Source organism: Marinobacterium zhoushanense (assembly GCF_014641945.1).
Lineage (GTDB): Bacteria > Pseudomonadota > Gammaproteobacteria > Pseudomonadales > Balneatricaceae > Marinobacterium_D > Marinobacterium_D zhoushanense.
The window spans coordinates 163999-183577 of the sequence record NZ_BMIJ01000008.1; the positions used below are offsets into that span (position 1 = coordinate 163999).

Genomic DNA, 19579 nt, shown 5'->3' on the forward strand with positions numbered 1-19579 from the left:
TTATAGTTATTCGTGAACGTCATACTTCTCGTCGAGCTTGTTCATGCTGAACACGTATGCCCAGATAAGCCCGAGGAAGACGTAGATTGAACCCTGTTGTGCGAACCAGAACCCGAGCGGGAAGCCGAAGAACTGGATCTGATCCAGGGCATCAACGAACAGGATGCCGCACCCGTAGGAGACGACAAACCAGATCGCGAGGTAGGTCATGATGATACGCAGGTTTTCTTTCCAGTAGGCCTGCGCACTGCTGTTGCTAGACATGGCACCATCCTTACTATTGTTTTTATACAAGACATGGAAGCAGACAGGCTGAATCTAACAAAGGCGCCGGGAGATAAAATCCCCGACTTTAGTCTGACTCATACTGTCTACAATCCGGCCCTCAGCGCTGCATCGCCCGCGCCAGTAGCGTCAGCCTCACAATAGTGTGCCGGCCAGGGAAAAAACAACCTAGACCAAGGTCTTAGGGTTCTTATTCCAATAATTCCGGGCATCGCCGACCTGCTCTCCCTTGAGTCGCGCAGGCAGGTTACACTGGCAGTATGAATTTTCTTTGATAAGCGGAAAGTGTCGACATGTTATCAGGCTGGACCATCATACTGATCTCACTTGCCTACCTCTGTCTGCTCTTCGCCCTGGCCTATTACGGCGATAAAAGCAGCGCGGGTAAACAGTGGGCGGCCAACCCCTGGGTCTATTCGCTGTCGCTGGCGGTGTACTGCTCCTCCTGGACCTTTTACGGCGCCGTGGGCCGCGCTGCATCGACCGGTTGGGAGTTCATGGCCACCTACCTGGGTCCGGCGCTGGTATTCCTGTTCGCCTGGCGGGTAATCGAGAAAATCATCCTGATCAGCAAACAGCAGAACATCACCTCGATCTCCGACTTCATCTCATCGCGTTATGGCAAGAGCCAGAGCCTGGCCGTGCTGGTCACCGTCATCGCCGTACTGGGCACCATCCCCTATATCGCACTGCAGCTAAAGGCCGTGGCGATCAGCTACAACGCACTTGCCCCCGGCGCCACCGAGGCGCTGAGCAAGGGTAGCGATACCGCCCTGTTCGTCGCCCTGGCGATGGCGGTGTTCGGCATCCTGTTCGGCACTCGCCATATCGATGCCACCGAGCACCACGAGGGCCTGGTGTTGGCGGTCGCCTTCGAGTCGATCGTCAAGCTGGCAGCGTTCATTGCCGTCGGCCTGTTCGTCACTTTCGGCCTGTTCGGCGGTATCGATGGGCTGGTCAGCAATATTCAGCTGCAACTGCGAGAGAATACGAACTTCGGCTCCCTGTTTAGCGGCAGTTTTTTGACGGAAGTACTCCTCGCCTGTGGCGCGGCGATCTGCCTACCCCGCCAATTTCATGTCACCATCGTTGAGAATACCGACAGCCGCAATCTGCGCACCGCCCGCTGGGTCTTTCCGCTATACCTTTTGCTGCTCTCGCTATTTGTACTGCCAATCGCAACAGGCGGGCTGAACTATTTCGGCCAGAGCGGCGTGGATGCAGACACCTTCGTGCTGATGCTGCCACTGGCCGAAGGCCGCGAGTACCTCGCAACCTTCGCCTTTATCGGCGGCCTTTCCGCCGCTACCAGCATGGTGATTGTCGCCAGCATCACCCTGGCCACCATGGTCTGTAACGACATCGTGATTCCGGTACTGCTGCGCATCCCACAGCTACACCTCTCTGAGTCCGCGGACTTAGGCGCGCTGCTGCTGAGGGTACGTCGAGTCACCATCATCACCCTGCTGCTGCTCGGATACTTTTACTACCGAATCCTTGGCGAGCAGGGCTCACTGGCCTCCTTCGGCTTGCTCGCCTTTGTCGCCGCCATCCAGTTTCTGCCGGCTATTCTCGGCGGTATCTACTGGAAACGCGGCAACCGTCACGGGGTGCTGGCTGGGCTGTCGGCCGGCTTTCTGCTTTGGCTCTACACATTGGTGCTGCCCTCCATGCAGTCAGCACATCTGGTACCAACCTACCTGCTCGAGGGCAGTTGGATCACGCCGCAGTGGCTGGCACCGACCGGCCTGCTGGGCATCGACTTCCTCGATCCGCTCAGTCATGGGGTGCTCTGGAGCCTGAGCCTGAATACTCTGCTCTATATCCTGATCTCGGCACTGACCAACCAGCGACTGGTCGACCGCATCCAGGCCAGCGCGTTTACCAACGTACACGCCAAGGGCTTTTCCGAGCCTGGACGTCTTACCAGCCAGGTGACGGTCGGTGACCTGCAGATGCTCACCGAGCGCTTTCTCGGCATCAGTCGTACCCAGCACGCGTTTACCGGCTTCGCCCTGCAGCGTGGAGAGGAGCCTCCGCTGCCCGGCAGCAAGGCAGCACCTGAGCTGATCCAGTACACCGAACGCCTGCTGGCCGGCGCCATCGGGGCATCATCGGCCCGCATCGTCATGGACTCGACCCTGCGCGGCAAGGAGATGGAGATCGGCGACGTGGTGGCCATCGTCGACGAGGCTTCCCAAGCTCTGCGTTTCAACCGCTCACTACTGCAGTCCACGATCGAGAATATCAGCTTAGGGATAAGCGTGGTCGATCAGCGCATGCGTCTGGTGGCGTGGAACCAGCGCTATATCGATATGTTCAACTACCCGGAGGGGCTGGTCTGCGTTGGCCGCCCGGTCGAGGAGGTGTTCCGCTACAACGCTGTGCGCGGCGAGTATGGCATGAGCAGCGGCAGTATCGATGAGCAGGTGGAGGAGCGGCTGGCCCTGATCAGCTCCGGTCAGCCGCACGCTTTCGAACGCTATCGCCCGGATGGCACCGTGCTCGAGGTACGCGGCAACCCGATGCCGAACGGCGGCTACGTCAATACCTACATGGACATCACCCAGCACAAGCGCACCGAAGAGGCGCTGCGCGAGAGTGAGCAGAACGTCCGCATCTACACCGATAACGTGCCGGTATTGATCGCCTATCTGGATCCCGATCGCAACTTCCTGTTCGTCAACAAGGCGTACGCCGATGCGTTCGGCATCGATCGGCACACCATTGCCGGCACGCCGTCGCACAAGATCCTGCCGAAGGAGGAGCACGAGCAGCGCCAACACTATATCCGCAAGGTGCTCTCCGGCGAGCGCCAGCGCTTCGAGACCCGGATGCCGACCCGGGATAACTCGGTACGCTATGCCGAAGTCACCTACATCCCCCATATCGGGGAATATGGCGATGTTCTGGGGTACTTCACGCTATATCAGGATATTACCGAGCGCCGAAACGCCGAAATCGCGCTGCAGGAGACCAACGAGAACCTGGAGCAGCGCGTCCGCGAGCGCACCCACGCACTTTCGGTGGTCAACAAGGAGCTACGCAAGGAGAACACCGTTCGCGCCTTGATGGAGGACGAGCTGCGCCAGGCCAAGTCCGACGCCGAAGCGGCCAACCTGGGCAAGACGCGCTTCCTCGCCGCGGCAAGCCACGACCTGCTGCAGCCGCTGAACGCCGCCCGCCTGTTTACCTCGGCCCTGGCCCAGCAGACCCACCAGCCGGAAACCAACCAGCTGGTGGAGAATCTGGATAACGCGCTGCGCGCAGCGGAGGAGCTGATTACCGCGATTCTCGATATTTCAAAACTGGATGCCGGCGCCCTGGAGCCCAACTTCAGCCACTTCGCGCTGGACGCCCTGTTCCAGCACCTGGCGGCCGAATTCACTGCTGTCGCCAAAGAGAAAGGGCTGAACTTCCATCATGTTAGCTGCAAGCGAGTGGTCCACTCGGATCAGGCTCTGCTACGGCGGATACTGCAGAACTTCCTCTCCAATGCCATCCGCTATACCGCCAAGGGCAAGGTACTGCTCGGCGCGCGTCATCAGGGCGAGAGCCTGAGGCTTGAGGTGTGGGATACCGGCGTCGGTATACCCGAGAGTAAATTGGGCGAGGTGTTCGAGGAGTTCCGCCGTATCGATAACCCCAAACACAGCGAAGTTAAAGGGCTCGGGTTGGGGTTGGCGATCACCGAGCGTATCGCCCGCATGCTCGGCCACCACCTCAGCGTGCGCTCCTGGCCGGGCCAGGGTACGGTATTCAGCATCACCGTGCCCCTGGGCGATCCAGCTCGCGCCGAGCGACCCAAGCCGGAACAGCGCGGCTGGATTCGCAGCAAGGGGCTTAACGGCGTCCGTGTACTGGTGATCGATAACGAACCGAAGATCCTGGAGGGGATGTCGGCGCTGCTACAGGGCTGGTCCTGCGAAGTACGCACCGCGCTGTCAGGCACACAAGCGCAGGAAAAAACGGCGGGCGACTCCTGGGTTCCGGACATCGTCCTGGCCGACTACCATCTCGGGGAAACGGAAACCGGGTTGATGGCCCTCTCCCAACTTGCTCCGAGCTGGGATAAGCCGGTACCCGCCATTGTAATCACTGCGGACAGGACCGATGAGGTCACCAACGAGATACGTGAGTCGGGCGCCCAGCTGCTGAATAAGCCAATCAAGCCGGCCGCCCTGCGCGCATTGATCAACAAAATGATCGCCACCGCGCGCGGCTGACGCCGACAGATGCGATAAAAAAGGCGCTTCGAAAGCTTCGGAGCGCCTTGATCTGGGCAGCTGCCGATGGGGCGTTACATGGCAGGCTTGGGCAGCTCCACGCCTAAACGCTGCGCAGCGATCACGGCCTGAGTGCGACTATGGACGCCAAGCTTGCGCAGAATGGCGGTAACGTGAGCCTTGATCGTGGCCTCAGACACGCTTAACTCGTAGGCGATCTGCTTGTTCAGCAGTCCCTCGGTCAACATCGTCAGGACGCGGAACTGCTGCGGTGTCAGCGATGCGAGCGCGGCTGCGAACTGCTGATCCTCCTCAGTCACCAAGTCATCGAGACTTTCGGAGATCTCCTGCGGCAACCACTCCTCACCCTGAAGGACGGCGACGATCGCCTCCGAAATAACCTCCAGCGGTGCCGACTTGGGTATGAAGCCTGAAGCGCCGTAGTCTATCGCCCGCTTCATCACCTGCGGCTCCTCACTTCCCGACACCACCACAACCGGAATGCCAGGGTACTGTCCACGCAGGAATACCAGGCCAGAGAAGCCCTGGGCGCCTGGCATATGAATATCGAGAAGTACCAGGTCGGCATCGTCGTGCGACTCGACCCTCTCCTGAACCGCCGCCAGCGTGTCCGCCTCAAGAATGGTGACACCGGGAACGGCCTGTGTAACCGCCTGCTTTAACGCAGCACGAAACAGCGGATGATCATCGGCAATAACGATCTTCTGGGCCAGTTGCATGCATTACTCCCCCACTTGCTACCCGCAATCCTTTGACAGTTTTTATTTCCCGATAGGCCGGCATCATAGCAGGAATAGCGACTTTAAGGACACTTATTACCGTGTTTGCCATACGAAAATTCCGGGATTGGAAACCTCCCGCCGAACCCCGCGCCGGCGTATCCAAGTTCCGACAAAGAAACGTCCCGCAAGCTGCCATACGGCCTTTGCAAATAAAAACGCCCTGCCGGTCACGGCAGGGCGTTTCCCTCAGCTACAACAGTGTATAGCCGAATTAACCCTTGCGGTTCATGCGGTGCTCGATCAGATCGTCCACCACGCTCGGGTCGGCCAGGGTCGAGGTATCACCCAGAGCGCCGAAATCATCCTCGGCAATCTTGCGCAGGATACGGCGCATGATCTTGCCGGAGCGGGTTTTCGGCATCCCCGGCGCGAACTGGATCAGGTCCGGAGACGCGATTGGGCCGATCTCAGAGCGAACCCAGTTACGCAGCTCTTTCATCAACTCATCGCTCTGCTCGAACCCCGACTGCAGCGTGACATAAACGTAGATGCCCTGACCCTTGAGGTCATGCGGGTAACCTACTACGGCCGCCTCAGCAACCGCCGGGTGAGCCACCAGCGCCGACTCGACCTCGGCGGTGCCCATGCGGTGACCGGAGACATTTATCACGTCATCGACACGGCCGGTGATCCAGTAGTAGCCATCGGCGTCGCGACGGGCACCGTCACCGGTGGTGTAGTAGCCCTTGAAGCTGGTGAAGTAGGTATTGGTGAAGCGCTCGTGATCACCCCAGATCGAGCGACTCTGCCCAGGCCAGGAGTCCTTGATCACCAGGTTACCTTCGGTGGCGCCTTCCAGCTCGTTACCTTCGTTGTCCACCAGCGCCGGCTGTACACCGAAGAACGGGCGGGTTGCAGAGCCCGGCTTGGTCGGTGTGGCACCCGGCAGCGGCACGATCATGATGCCGCCGGTTTCGGTCTGCCACCAGGTATCGACGATCGGGCACTTGCCCTTGCCGACCACGCGGTTGTACCACTCCCAAGCCTCCGGGTTGATCGGCTCACCGACAGAGCCCAGCAGTTTCAGGCTGGAGAGGTCGGAATCGCCCAGCACATCCTCGCCCTGCTGCATAAGCGCACGGATCGCGGTGGGTGCGGTGTAGAACTGGTTGACCTTGTGTTTCTCGATGACGCGGCCGAAACGGCTGTTGTCGGGATAGCTCGGCACCCCTTCGAACATGACCGTGGTGGCGCCGTTGGCCAGCGGCCCATAAACGATATAACTGTGACCGGTGACCCAACCCACATCGGCGGTACACCAGTAGATATCACCCTCGTGGTAGTCGAACACGTACTGGTGGGTCATGGAGGCGTAGACCATGTAGCCGCCGGTGGTGTGCTCGAGCCCCTTAGGTGCGCCGGTGGAGCCGGAGGTGTAAAGGATGAACAGCGGCGCTTCCGCTTCCATCTCTTCGGCCGGGCAGTCGGCTGACGCGGCGGCAACCGCTTCTTCGTACCAGAGGTCGCGGCTGGCATCCCAGGCCACGTCCTTGTCGACGCGCTTGACGACCACCACTTTCTTGGCGCAAGCCGCGGCGCCCGGCTGCTTCAGCGCCTTGTCAACGTTCTCTTTCAGCGGCACAACCTTGCCACCACGCAGTGAGTAGTTGGAGGTGATCACCAGCTTGGAGTTGGCGCCTTCAATACGGGCGGCCAGCGCTTCCGGCGAGAAACCACCGAATACGATGGAGTGCACGGCACCGATACGGGCACAGGCCAGCATGGCCACCGCCGCTTCCGGAATCATCGGCAAATACAGCGTGACCACATCGCCCTTCTCGACGCCCTGTGCCTTGAGCACATTAGCGAAACGGCACACTCGCTCATGCAGGTCGCGGTAGGTGATCTTTTCATCTTCGCTGGGGTCGTCGCCTTCCCAGATGATCGCCACCTGGTCACCCCGGGTTTCCAGGTGACGGTCGAGACAGTTGTAGGACGCGTTCAGCGTGCCGTCTTCATACCATTTGATCGATACATTGTGCGGATCGAAAGAGGTGTGCTTGACCTTGGTGTACGGCTTGAACCAGTCCAGGCGCTTGCCCTGCTCGCCCCAGAAGGTATCCGGATCATTGATCGACTGTTCATACATCGCTGCATATTTATCACCGTCGATATGTGCATTGGCAACGAACGCCGGATCTGCCGGATAGACTTTCTCTTCACTCATTGTGGTGCCCCTAGCCTTGGAAACTTGTTGTTATACGGATTGCGGTGCGGCCTGTTGTAATTGCTCTTGATTGCCACCGCTTGGGTAATCCAGCTCTTATTAAAGTTATACTTGAGCGGTGCTTCGTCCCTGAATTAGACATTGGTCTATCGACAGTTAGACTAAAGAACAAAGGCGCTCGGAGTTTGTGAATACTCACAAACAATCCAAGCCAAACTCGCAACCTACCGCAGTATAGTCAGGGTTAGCGTCTTGGGAGTTACAGCTCGATCCCCTCTTCCCGCATTCGCGCCAGCTTGTAGCGCAGGGTACGGGGGCTGATACCCAACTTCTCCGCCGCGTCCTTGCGACTGCCGCCGCAGGCGTTCAGGGCATCGAGTATCAACTGGTATTCACGCTGGCGCAGGTCCTGGCCCAGGACTCCGCCGAACTCCTCCGGCTCGGACCGATCCGTATCACCCCCAGGCAGGGACCCAACTGCCGCTCCGAACGCAATGCCACCGAGGGGTATCGCCCCACCAGTCAGATGGAGATCAGGGGTATCGATCAGGTTGGTAGGCTGCAGGATCAACGCGCGCTGAATTGCATTATCAAGCTCGCGCACATTGCCTGGCCAATCGTGCTCACGCAGTGCCGCCTGCGCCGGCACCGACAGCTGCGCAGGAGGCCGTTTCATCTTGCCGCAATGGCGCTGCAGGATACGCTGGGCCAGCGGAACGATATCCTCCCGTCGCTCACGCAGAGGCTGCCACTGCAACGGGAAGACGTTGAGCCGATAGTAGAGGTCCTCGCGAAAGCGCCCTTCGGCGACATGCGCCTCCAGCTTACGGTTGCTGGTCGCCAGGACGCGCACATCCAGGGCGATGGTCTTGCGCCCGCCGATCCGTTCCACCTCCTGCTCCTGCAGCACACGCAGCAACTTGGCTTGCAGCCCCAGATCCATCTCACTGATCTCGTCCAGTAGCAGGGTGCCGCCGTTAGCCTGCTCGAACTTGCCGGGCGCGCTGGTATAGGCGCCGGTAAACGCCCCTTTCTCATGGCCGAACAGGGTCGCTTCGAGCATGTTTTCCGGTATTGCGGCGCAGTTGATAGCAACGAACGCCTGCTGTGCGCGACCGGAATGATCATGGATATAGCGTGCCAGCACCTCTTTACCGGTACCCGACTCCCCGGTAATCAGCACCGTAGAGTCGGTTTGCGCTACCCTTTGTGCCAGTTGCAACAGCTGGCGGCTGCCCGCCGATTCAGCCACCGGCGCCTCACGCTGAGTCGCGACGGTCGCCCCCCCGGCATGGCTGCGGATCAGCTCGATCAACTGCTCCGGCTCGAAGGGTTTCATCAGATAATCAACAGCGCCGTTGCGGATCGCATCGACCGCTTTCCCCACCTGACCGAAGGCGGTGATCAACGCCACCGGAAGCCCGGGATAGCTCTGACGCAGCTGCTTTAACAACGCATGCCCATCCATGCCGGGCATATTCACATCGGACACCACCATGTCCGCGTTCTGCCGTTTTAGCACCTCCAGCGCCTCCTCGCCGCTGCCAGCCAGGAGATAACCAACGCCGGCCAACTCCAGGGTATCGGCGAGCGCTTCGCGCAGATCCAGGTCATCTTCAACGATCAGTACACAGGGGCTCATAGGGGTTATCCATCGTTTTCAACAGAGGGTAGCAGAAAGGTGGCGCAGGTACCGACGCTGGGGACCGATGTCAGGCGAAACTCACCATGGTGTGCTCGGGCAACGACCTGCGCCACCGCCAACCCAAGCCCAGTGCCATGGGATTTGGTGGTGTAGAAAGGCTCCAGCGCCCGCTTGATCTGCTCAGGCGCCATACCCGGCCCCTTGTCGATCACATCCAGACGCAACCAGGGCGACTGTTGGCTGAGCTTGATCTGCAATTCCGCTCCCTGGCCACAGGCCTGGAGTGCATTAGTCACCAGATTCAGGATCGCGCCAAGCAGGGCCTCCAGATTGCACTGAATGGTCAACTCAGGGGCATTGTTGACAAAACTGCAGTCGGCATTGGCATTGGCCAGTGGCATATCGAGCAGGTCGTCGATGCGGGCCACCAGTTGGCTGGCCGTGACCCGGTTATCCAGCTTGGTTTCGCCGCGGGCGAAGATCAGCATATCCCGCACCTGCTGCTCCAGGTGGGTCAGCCGCGATTTGACCTTGCCGGCAAAGCGGATCCGCTGTTCATCGGTCAGCTCCGGCGCAGCCAGATGACTGGCGTAGAGTAGCGCGGCGCTTAACGGGGTGCGTACCTGATGCGCCAGTGAGGCCATCATCCGGCCCATCTCGGACAGCCGCTGGTAGTGGGACAGCTTGTGTTGCAATAATCGGGTGTCGGTCTGATCGGAGACAAACACCAGTTGTCCCGGCTCACCTTCGAGTGCCCGTGTCGCCAGACTGACCCGCTTGCCATTTTTCAGCGACACTTCGTGGCCATCATCAGGCCGGGGAGCGAAGCAGGCCGCAATGACGTCTACCCAGCGCTTGCCAAACAGCTCAACGCCCAGCAGCGCCTGCGCCGCCGGGTTGCACTCGGCTATCTCGCCCTTGTTATCGATCACCAGCACACCGCTGGGCATCTGATCGATCAGTCGCCGGAGTCGTTGCGCCGCGTCTCGCTCGCTGCGCAGCTGCTCAAGCTCACGCTCCAGTTCGGCGATTCTCGCCGTATCGCTCATTGGCGTGCGATTCCATATTTGCGCATCTTTTCCACCAGGGTCGTACGCCTGATCCCCAACTCATCCGCCGCCCGCGCCACCACGTTGCCGCAGCGCGTCAGGGCCTGATTGATCAGCGATTGCTCAAGCTTTTCCAGAAAGGGCTTCAGTTCTATCCCCTTCTCAGGCAGGACGACAGCAGAGTTCTCCAGGCGCGCGCCTGGCTTGGTGGTCGACGCTATCACATACAGATCAGTAACACTTGGACTGTCATAGCGAGATGGATCGGGCTCATCCAGATGTCGGAATTTTGGCGGTAACTCCGATACCCCGACCACCTCACCGGGGTAAATAATGGCTAGGCGTTCCATAAGGTTTGCCAGCTCCCTCACATTGCCGGACCATGTGTGGCGCTTGAGAGACTCCACGGCAGATGCGTGTAGCTGAAACGGCGTCAGCCCTTGTTCAGTTAAACGCTCAGCCAGGTTATTAATTAGTAACGGCAGATCCTCCAGGCGATCCCGCAACGCCGGCATCTCGATGGGGAAAACATTCAGCCGGTAATAAAGATCCTCTCGAAAATCGCCTTCGTCGATCATCTGTTCCAGGTCTTTGTGTGTCGCGGTGATAATCCGCACATCCGCATCGAGCGTCTTGCTGCCCCCAACACGCTCGAACTGCCGCTCCTGCAACACCCTCAGCAGCTTGACCTGCATCGGCAGGGGCATATCGCCGATTTCATCAAGAAACAGCGTGCCGCCCTGGGCCAGCTCAAAACGCCCGGCCCGACTTGAGATCGCGCCGGTAAACGCCCCTTTTTCGTGGCCGAACAGTTCGCTCTCAAGCAGTTCTGACGGAATCGCACCGCAGTTCACCGGAACAAAGGGGCCTGCTGCTCGTGGCGAGTTTTCATGCAGGATACGAGCAACCACCTCTTTGCCGGTGCCCGACTCGCCGGTGATCAGTACACTGACATCCCGTGACGCGACCTGCGAGATCAGTCTTTTTACCGAGTTAATTGCCTCGCTTTGACCGACGAACCCGTCGAACTCAGGGGCGACAGCGTTCAACCCCAAGCGCTTGAACAGGTTACAGCGGTGGATAAGATCGAGTACATCGTCGTAACGGTAGGGGGGAATCAACTCCCCTACCACCCCCATCGACTGGGCATCGTAGCTGGACTCTTCATCTCCCCAATGCTCCAGCATCACTTTGGGCAATACGCGGCCTTTGCTGTTGAAATCGACCAACAGTTTTTCCAGCGAGATCGGCAAACTGCTGCGTCCAATCAGGATCAGACCGAACCGCTCGAGATCGACCGAGTTGCCGCGCTGCAGCCAACTGACATAGTCGAACCGATGGGCCGCAACGTCGATAAAGGCGAGAAGCTCCGCAAGGCGTGACGAGCGATCAGAGTCATCGTCAAGAATCAAAGCGTCAATTTTTTCACTATCCATGGCTTATGCGTACGCTAGATTTGCTGTTAAAGTGCCCTGCAGACGGGCGGAAGTCAATCATTTGACGCTTATTTTACCGCGACTCCGGTCGATACAGGTCAGAGGAGCGTCAATAACAACTCTATTTGCTCAAATACGCAGGTGAACAATCCCTGATCAGGTTCTTCACGAAGAATAGTGTGTTATAAAGGCTTTACGGCCCTTTGGTTTCAAATAGATAACGACTAGACAACTACGCCGACAGGAAGCTCTGGTAAATGTTCAATGATAAAGTCATTCTGATTACCGGTGGGACAGGCTCTTTTGGGCGACTCTATACCCAGACGCTGCTGACCCGCTACAAACCCAGAAAGCTGATCATCTACTCCAGAGACGAACTCAAGCAGTATGAGATGCAGCAGGAGTTCAACGCCCCCTGCATGCGCTATTTTATCGGCGATGTGCGCGATCAGACCCGTTTGATTCAGGCCACCCGGGGTGTTGACTACATCATTCACGCAGCAGCGCTTAAGCAGGTGCCGGCGGCGGAGTACAACCCGACAGAGTGCATCAAGACCAATATCCACGGTGCAGAAAATGTCATCCATGCGGCACTGACCAACAACGTCAAGAAGGTCATTGCACTCTCCACGGACAAGGCGGCGAATCCGATCAATCTTTATGGCGCGACTAAACTCGCATCGGACAAACTGTTCGTCGCTGCTAACAATATGGCAGGAGGGTTAGATACCGAGTTTTCTGTCGTTCGCTATGGGAATGTTGTTGGCTCACGTGGTTCAGTCGTCCCGCTGTTTAAAAAGCTGATCGCGAGTGGTTCAGATCACCTACCGATTACCGACAAGGAGATGACCCGCTTCTGGATCAGTCTTCAACAGGGTGTCGACTTTGTTCTGAAGAACTTCGAACGGATGCATGGCGGCGAGATCTTTGTTCCCAAGATTCCCTCCGTGCGGATTGTAGACCTGGCCACCGCTATGGCCCCCGACCTTGAACAGCGTGAAGTCGGCATTCGTCCAGGTGAAAAGCTGCATGAAGTCATGTGTCCAATGGATGATTGTCATCTAACCTTGGAGTTTGACGATCACTATGTGATACGTCCCTCCATCATCTTCAACAGCAGAAGCAATAACTTTGAGATTAATGAACTGGGAGAGTCTGGCCACCCAGTAAATAGAGGATTTGAATACTCCTCAGGCGGCAATGCCCGCTTTCTGACTATCAACGAGATCAAAGAATTCAATCAGAAAGCAATATCCGGCTAGTCAATACCAGGATCGCAAACAGATAGACTTTAATACAAGCATGAATGTCAAAACGAAACCCTCTCGACTCTTATATGTAGTGCCGGACTTTTTCCCGTCGGCCAGTGGCTACGCTCATGCTTGCGAAAACTTCATATACGCTGTTGCTAACCTTGGATATGAAGTTCTTATTCTGAGTTTTAAGCCCGCAGAACTGCCTACTCCTCACGACAACATCGCAATAAAGTCAATTCTGCGATCGAACCGGGATGAAATGAAAACTATTTTTAAAGAGCAGCTTGGTTCAAATTGGGATGCTCTCATTATTGAAACGTTCGAAAACAGTGATGTCTGCAACTGGCTGATCGACACCCTCAATATTCCTCTCGTTTCAACTGCCGTCAGAATTCACGCCGCCACAGAAACTGAAATCTATGCGTCGACACCAAATGAGTACTACAGCAGAATGTTTGACGAGGCAAAATGCCTTGCATCGAAGGTTCCTAACATCTGGTCTACCACAAATTACTACATAGATTTTTTCAAGGATCAATACGGACTTACACAGGTTGAAGGCTATTTAAAAAGATACTCGATCATACCCAACATTCCAGGCAAGCGTAAAAAAGAGCTATTGCCTGAGCCATCAGCACATCTAATAGACATATTAAGCAAAAACAATAAAAACAAAACTCTATTTGCTCTGGGTAGGATGTCCGAACAAGGGGTAAGCCAGAAGAACTTCAGAACCTTACTCGATGCTATCGCCATAGCACAGGACGAATTAAAAAAACTAGGTAGTAAAGTATTAATCATTGGTGATGGCGAGCTTCGAAGGAGTCTTGAAATACAAGCTAGGTCGATAAATATATCCGATCTCGTTTCATTTGTATCTGAACTTTCACATGAGGATATCCTGCACCTTACCCGTATCTCTCATGCTGGCATATTAATATCCACGTACGAAGGGCACTCCATGTTCTCCGTGGAGTGTCTAAGCAATGGCTTACCACTGCTTTTCTCAGAAAAAACGGGTATTGCAGAATATATAGAACATGGCAAAACCGGAGTATCTGTAGACCCTAACGATCCATTTTCAGTCGCCGAAGGGCTTATCGAAATAACCCGCGGCGAACATAATAAAGATAGTATTAAATCACAATATTTGCAAAAGTTCGGGCAAGAAATCACGATTAGTAAATGTAAATTCATAATAGATCAGCTTGCGTCAAGATCAAAATACCCTAAAGCAATTGTATTTGGCACTGGCGGCTACTTAAATAAGGTGATTGAAAAGATCAACAGAAACTTCAATATTGTTGCTTTTGCAGATAACAGCATAGAAAAACAAGGAAATTCATTATTCGGCGCTCCGATTATTGCCCCATCTCACATCCATTCTATAGATCATGACCTTGTCATATTAGCAAGTTCAGCGACAGAAAGTATAAAGGCACAACTTATAGAACTAAAAATCCAGAAAGAAAACATAATAAAACTTGATATGTAATAAGCAGAAACACTGGATATAAACAATTCAAAACCAGCACTTTATATTGGCAAAACATGAAAAAATTAAACAAGATCTCTATAGAAAATATGTCAGACTGGTTTACTTCAAAAACAGATCCTGACTATCAACTAAAAGACTACCTCAGCAGCAAGGGCAAAGGTAAAAAATTTTATCCTACGTATCAGCAGATCAGCCGGGATCTTTTCCGTTGCGATAGCATGTACGAAAATTTGAGTGAGGACTATGGTACAACTGATAACGTCCTGGGAGATCCAAACCTTGCCCATATTGACGAAAAAGACTTTACAGATATCGTAAACATGGTATCTAACCAAAAATTGAAAATATTCGTAGAAGTTGGGTCTTTTTGTGGTTCTTCCGCACTATTTTTCTCCAATTATTTTCAACAGCATAATATAAACGCAATTATTATCTGTATCGACACTTGGTGTGGAGATATTAACATGTGGCTAAGGCCAGAGTTTGATATCTACATGAACAAGTCGGATGGAAACCCTGATCTATTCAAGCATTTCATCAACTCTGTCATTAAGTTTGGGAAAGAAGAGAGCATTATACCATTGCGCAGCAGCTCGGTTGTAGCAGCCAGAATGCTGGAGGTCCTCGCATATAAAATAGATGCTGTTTACCTAGATTCAGCACATGAGTCTGGCGAGACATTTATGGAACTAAACCTATATTTTGACCTACTCAGAGATGGCGGCGTTATATTCGGCGACGATTACAACATTTTTCCCGCAGTAAAAAAGGATGTAGATCTATTTTCTGAAGTAATAAATCAGAAAGTAACATTCTTCAACAATAAAAACAGCAAAAACCCGATTTGGATGTTTAAGAAATAAATGTTTAGTGTCATCCGCCGGCAAGCGTGGCGGCGAATGACCCTTTTAGATATTAGATAAATTTTCGAACATCCAGTGATAATCAGAATTACTGAAATAAGATACAACCTCCTTAGAATTTGATATTTTTTTCATTATATCGACGGGGGTTTTTACCAACGGAGTTTCTACTTTAGTCATCCATTCAGAATCTGGTATCACAGATGACAACTTTTCTTTAGCATAATTTGTGACGCAATTATTCAAAAAACACTCATCGTAGTGCAACTCGACACTTTGATTATATCCTTTCAGAAATTCTTTAAATAAGTTGACATTTTTAGATAACGCCCCAATAAAATAATTACACTCCTCCACATCAACATATAAGCCAATATCAGTTTTACTATCTGAATACTCTCCTTTCCTGTAATGAGATTCGCCTACAGCATTAGCATATTTAATTGACAAATACTGTTCGAATAAATTATCTCGAATCAGATGAACTATTGGGTAGCCTCTATTGATAAAGTACGACAAAAGCACAGGCGGATAAAATATATTATTCGATTCTCCAACCACATATGACCACTGATCATACTTAATATCCACAAGAAAATAATCTGTGCCTGAAAGCTTAGATAGATAATCAAAGTACTCTCCAATATATCGTGTAACTTCTCCCCTTCTATAGAATCCAATATTTTTCTTGCGATACTTAGACATCCAATAAAAATAATTGGAAGGGATTTCCGTTACATGATACTCAGAAGTCATGAAGATCTCAGCAAAGCTGGTTACCCGCTTTTGACTTTCCAAGGCCTGTCCAAGAGCCGTAGTGCCCGATCGCTGATTAGCACACAATATTATAGGCTGAGAGGACATCATTCATTTTCACCGTTTCGAAGTTAAAGATACTATAGTGCTTTATCAGTTAAATTTTTTACGACCAAGCCCGGCATCAATATAACGCCTGGCAAGCTCCTGTACACTTCTGCTCACAATAATGGCCGCCCGAGCTTTTTTTGCTATATCTTTGGCGCCTGATTTAAGGAGCAATAAATTCAGTGCAACTTTTTCCATTGTCATCCAATCATCTTTAGACACCAGTCCCACCTTCATCGCTGACATCAGAGCTTCAGAGACGCCTCCAACATTTGTTGCGACGACCGGACACGCCATTAACTGGGCCTCGAGAATCACATTCGGCATCCCTTCCATTCTTGATGTACTGAGCAACAAATCGGCTTCTGCAAGATACGGCAGTGACGACTCCTGCGCCCCGGCCATAATCAGAGATGACTGTAGCGCACTACTATCTATAGCCTGCCGTACATCTTCATAAAGCGGCCCATCTCCCAACAGAATGGCCTGCAGCTCTGGCAATTTAGTTTTAAGCCTTGTGATCATTTCTACGAAGCGTAGCGGTTGCTTCTCATCCGCCAACCTCATCACACCCAGAACAAGCGGTACCCCTGCCGCGATCCCATATTGTTCTCGAATACTGCTAGCCATTTGGCCGGTCGGCGCTTGAACCGCGTTCGGGATCGCTTCTATAGCATCATACGGAAGCCCCAACCATTGACTGTATGACTCCGCACCCGCTTGGCTGTTATTAACTAGCGCCACGCCGTCCAGACTCAATAACGCCTGATAACAACTCTTGAGTTGACTCTTGGCGACTGGAAAATACTGCAAATCGGTGAAGTGGTGGGGCTCAGCGTTACGCCCCGACATCAGAATATTCGGGACGCCTGCGAATACGGACGCGACGCCCGCTGCAATATTACCGTCATCCAAAAAGCTGATAACCAACTCAGGCCGTCGCTCTAGTAAAATATCTACCGTCTGCAAGATGTCATGCAGCCCTCTTGTCGTGAAGTAAGGCGCGAGAGTTGGAACTTGCTCCGGTACACCCGACTCAGATTCCAACCAATCCCAGGATTCCCGCATATCAGGTAGATATATACGATTCACACCCGCGTCGCGTAGCTCATCTGCCCACAAAGTGGTTTGGCTACTGTCCTTCGCAGTACAGATAAGATCTACATCCCAGCCTAACTCTCTCAAGCCACACGCCAACAATACCATTTGCCTTTCGGCACCACCTTTAACCAATCCGTGCAGCCAGAGCGCCACGCGTTTTGGAACAGCGGTGTAACGTGTATCATGACGTTTTTCGATCAGCATTTCCCCTAGTCTCTGAGTGCGCGCTTGCAACGCAGCCGGGACATCATGTAACGCGGGTATATGTGGGGCGACAAGATCAAACGGCCCGTATCGACGGGCTTGATCAAAAATGGCGCTGCCATGGAGCTTGAGATCCGCGAATACTACGATAAGTGTATCTGCCGGGTTTAAATCCTTCAGTTTGTCCGGTCCATACACAGGTAAGCCCGCCACTGTGGAAAGCGCGTTTCGTCCACTCGACTGACCATCAATTACACCTTCAAAACGATAGGGTGATTGCAGCAGCAAATACGGCAAGTTGCCTGATAATCCCCAAGCCCATGCCTTGCGCCTTCCGGATATGACCTCTTCATGCCTATCGGCATTATGCATCACCACGCCTTTAAGCCTCCGCACGCCAGGGGTGGCTTCGCAGCCAGAGCTCCAATACAAGAAGTGACCACGCGTGATAGAAACCCAATTGCCGTAAAGGTCCTGAGACAAAATCTGATAGAGCCTGAGGAGGAAGCAGATCTTTTAGACAACACTCAGGCTCCTCTAACAACGCGGCAAGACGATCGATTACAGAGGTCCTGGCAATATCGTTCATCGGATCTACACCAAAACCCTTTTTTTTCCTGTCTATCCATTCTGCAGGCAAGTACCGCTTAGCCAAATTTCTTAGCAGGAATTTGGCTTTGCCTTGTTGAGTCAGCCGATCAGGCGCCAAGCCTGCGGCGAATTGTGCCAACTCCGGTGAAAGATAGGGTGTTCGACACTCCAGAGAGTGCTGCATACTCATGCGATCTACCTTCGCGAGGACAAGCGGCAGATAATTGGCGACATCCATCTCCCTTAGACGGTTAAGTACCGGACGACTGTCCAAGTCGATACGCCGCCGCCACTGCATAAAGTAGTCTACGGTAGCACTCGGTACCTCACCAAACAGACCCGCAAGCTGTGCATCGTTATATACAAGCACTCTGTAGGTATAATCACGTCCTATATGCCAACGGCGCGCCAGAATATCATTGGCATGATCCGTAGCAGCCTCAATACAATCGTAATATCGTTGATAACCACCAAACATCTCATCACCACCATCTCCCGTTAATGCTACGGTGACATAACGCCTGGCAAGTCCAGATATGGCATGGGTTGGAACACACGAGCTGTCCGCATTAGGTTCATCCATCGCAGCAGCCAGATCCGCATATGCACCATACTCTGCCGGATCGATCATCTCATCGTAATGCTCCGTGCCCAGTCGTTCGGCCATGAATCGAGCCTCCAGATGCTCACTTTCCGGCACACCTTTGAATCCGACCGAGAACGTTTTGAGGTTTCTACCCATTTTTTGAGTGACCAACGCGACCGCGGTTGACGAGTCAACCCCTCCTGACAAAAACGCCCCCAGGGGCACATCGGAGATCAAGCGCCGTTGCAGCGAATCAACCATCAACTCCTCAAGCTGATCGGTCTGCTCATCCAACGACAGGCCGGATGGAGTCGAGTCCGTTAGAAACTGAAAATAGCCACACGCTTCACCTATCCCTTGTCTGTTCACCCGAAGGTAAGTACCGGGCAAGAGCTTGGAGCAATTTTTGTAGATTGTGTAAGGGGCCGGCGGATGCTGGAAAGCAAGATAGGTTGCAATATTTGCCTTACTGATTGTGGCGTCGAAACCGGGTAACAGAGTTAACGCCTGAAGTTCCGATGCGAAGGCGAATAAACCATTTTGCATGCAGTAGTAGAGTGGCTTTTCACCGAAGGGGTCACGTGCCAGTGTCAACTCGGATCGAGTAATATCGTACCATCCGAATGCGAACATGCCGTCAAGCCGCGTAATGAAATGATGCCCTTCATAGCCCAAACCATCGAGTAGAACTTCTGTATCACTATGACCGTTAAAACGGCGCCCCTGTGACGTTGCGCAGGCACCCAATGTCTGAAAATTGTATATTTCACCGTTGAATACCAATGCGTGATCACCGTTTAGCATCGGCTGATGTCCAGCATTTGATGTATCGATAACACTGAGACGCCGATGAGCTAACGCACAGAAGCCATCATCGGAAACCCAAACACCATGATCGTCAGGCCCCCTGTGCCCCATTGATGCAGCCATGGCCGAAGTCAGGTCACGCAACTGATCTACTCTGAGTCGACTATCTATATTTAAAACACCGGCGATGCCGCACAT

General features: G+C 53.7%; 13 protein-coding genes. 4 read left to right on the top strand and 9 right to left on the bottom strand.

The window, feature by feature from the left end:
- Positions 1-6: 6 nt before the first annotated feature.
- Entirely contained in the window at positions 7-264 is a 258-nt protein-coding gene (locus tag IEX40_RS18750; protein ID WP_188751095.1) for a DUF4212 domain-containing protein, read from the bottom strand.
- A 314-nt stretch (positions 265-578) separates the two neighbouring features.
- On the opposite strand from IEX40_RS18750, the gene IEX40_RS18755 reads away from it, so the two are divergent.
- Complete coding sequence (locus IEX40_RS18755) at positions 579-4511, top strand: hybrid sensor histidine kinase/response regulator (protein ID WP_188751098.1); 3933 nt, start codon at positions 579-581, stop codon at positions 4509-4511.
- 74 nt (positions 4512-4585) lie between these two features.
- Here the strand turns inward: IEX40_RS18755 and IEX40_RS18760 are convergent, their stop codons facing one another.
- From IEX40_RS18760 to IEX40_RS18780, 5 genes are all read right to left on the bottom strand, one after another.
- Positions 4586-5251, bottom strand: coding sequence for a response regulator transcription factor (locus IEX40_RS18760; RefSeq protein ID WP_188751100.1), 666 nt, complete (start codon positions 5249-5251; stop codon positions 4586-4588).
- A 274-nt stretch (positions 5252-5525) separates the two neighbouring features.
- Positions 5526-7481, bottom strand: a complete 1956-nt coding sequence (gene acs, locus IEX40_RS18765; RefSeq protein WP_188751102.1) for an acetate--CoA ligase — start codon at positions 7479-7481, stop codon at positions 5526-5528.
- Between the two features lie 259 nt (positions 7482-7740).
- A complete protein-coding gene (locus IEX40_RS18770) occupies positions 7741-9123 on the bottom strand; it encodes a sigma-54-dependent transcriptional regulator (protein ID WP_188751104.1) in 1383 nt (460 codons plus the stop codon).
- Positions 9124-9128: 5 nt separating this feature from the next.
- Positions 9129-10175: a sensor histidine kinase gene (locus IEX40_RS18775; RefSeq protein WP_188751106.1), complete on the bottom strand. Its 1047-nt coding sequence runs from the start codon at positions 10173-10175 to the stop codon at positions 9129-9131.
- Positions 10172-11611, bottom strand: a complete 1440-nt coding sequence (locus IEX40_RS18780) for a sigma-54 dependent transcriptional regulator (protein WP_188751107.1) — start codon at positions 11609-11611, stop codon at positions 10172-10174. Before IEX40_RS18780 ends, IEX40_RS18775 begins: the two co-directional genes overlap by 4 nt.
- A 257-nt stretch (positions 11612-11868) precedes the next feature.
- Between IEX40_RS18780 and pseB the strand changes: the two genes are divergently transcribed.
- Genes pseB through IEX40_RS18795 form a run of 3 tightly spaced genes read left to right on the top strand, consistent with a single transcriptional unit; the run spans position 11869 to position 15228 of the window.
- Positions 11869-12873 (top strand): UDP-N-acetylglucosamine 4,6-dehydratase (inverting), encoded by a 1005-nt coding sequence (pseB, locus tag IEX40_RS18785; protein ID WP_188751109.1) that lies wholly within the window; start codon positions 11869-11871, stop codon positions 12871-12873.
- 40 nt (positions 12874-12913) lie between these two features.
- Positions 12914-14362: a glycosyltransferase family 4 protein gene (locus IEX40_RS18790; RefSeq protein WP_188751111.1), complete on the top strand. Its 1449-nt coding sequence runs from the start codon at positions 12914-12916 to the stop codon at positions 14360-14362.
- Between the two features lie 56 nt (positions 14363-14418).
- Complete coding sequence (locus IEX40_RS18795; RefSeq protein ID WP_188751113.1) at positions 14419-15228, top strand: class I SAM-dependent methyltransferase; 810 nt, start codon at positions 14419-14421, stop codon at positions 15226-15228.
- 45 nt (positions 15229-15273) lie between these two features.
- Here the strand turns inward: IEX40_RS18795 and IEX40_RS18800 are convergent, their stop codons facing one another.
- Genes IEX40_RS18800 through asnB form a run of 3 tightly spaced genes read right to left on the bottom strand, consistent with a single transcriptional unit; the run spans position 15274 to position 19579 of the window.
- Complete coding sequence (locus IEX40_RS18800) at positions 15274-16095, bottom strand: hypothetical protein (RefSeq protein ID WP_188751115.1); 822 nt, start codon at positions 16093-16095, stop codon at positions 15274-15276.
- Positions 16096-16137: 42 nt separating this feature from the next.
- Positions 16138-17769 carry a glycosyltransferase gene (locus tag IEX40_RS18805; protein ID WP_188751117.1) on the bottom strand — a complete coding sequence of 544 codons (1632 nt, stop codon included), beginning with the start codon at positions 17767-17769 and terminating at the stop codon, positions 16138-16140.
- A 10-nt stretch (positions 17770-17779) separates the two neighbouring features.
- On the bottom strand, positions 17780-19579 hold the full coding sequence (gene asnB, locus IEX40_RS18810) for an asparagine synthase (glutamine-hydrolyzing) (protein WP_188751119.1): 1800 nt from the start codon (positions 19577-19579) through the stop codon (positions 17780-17782).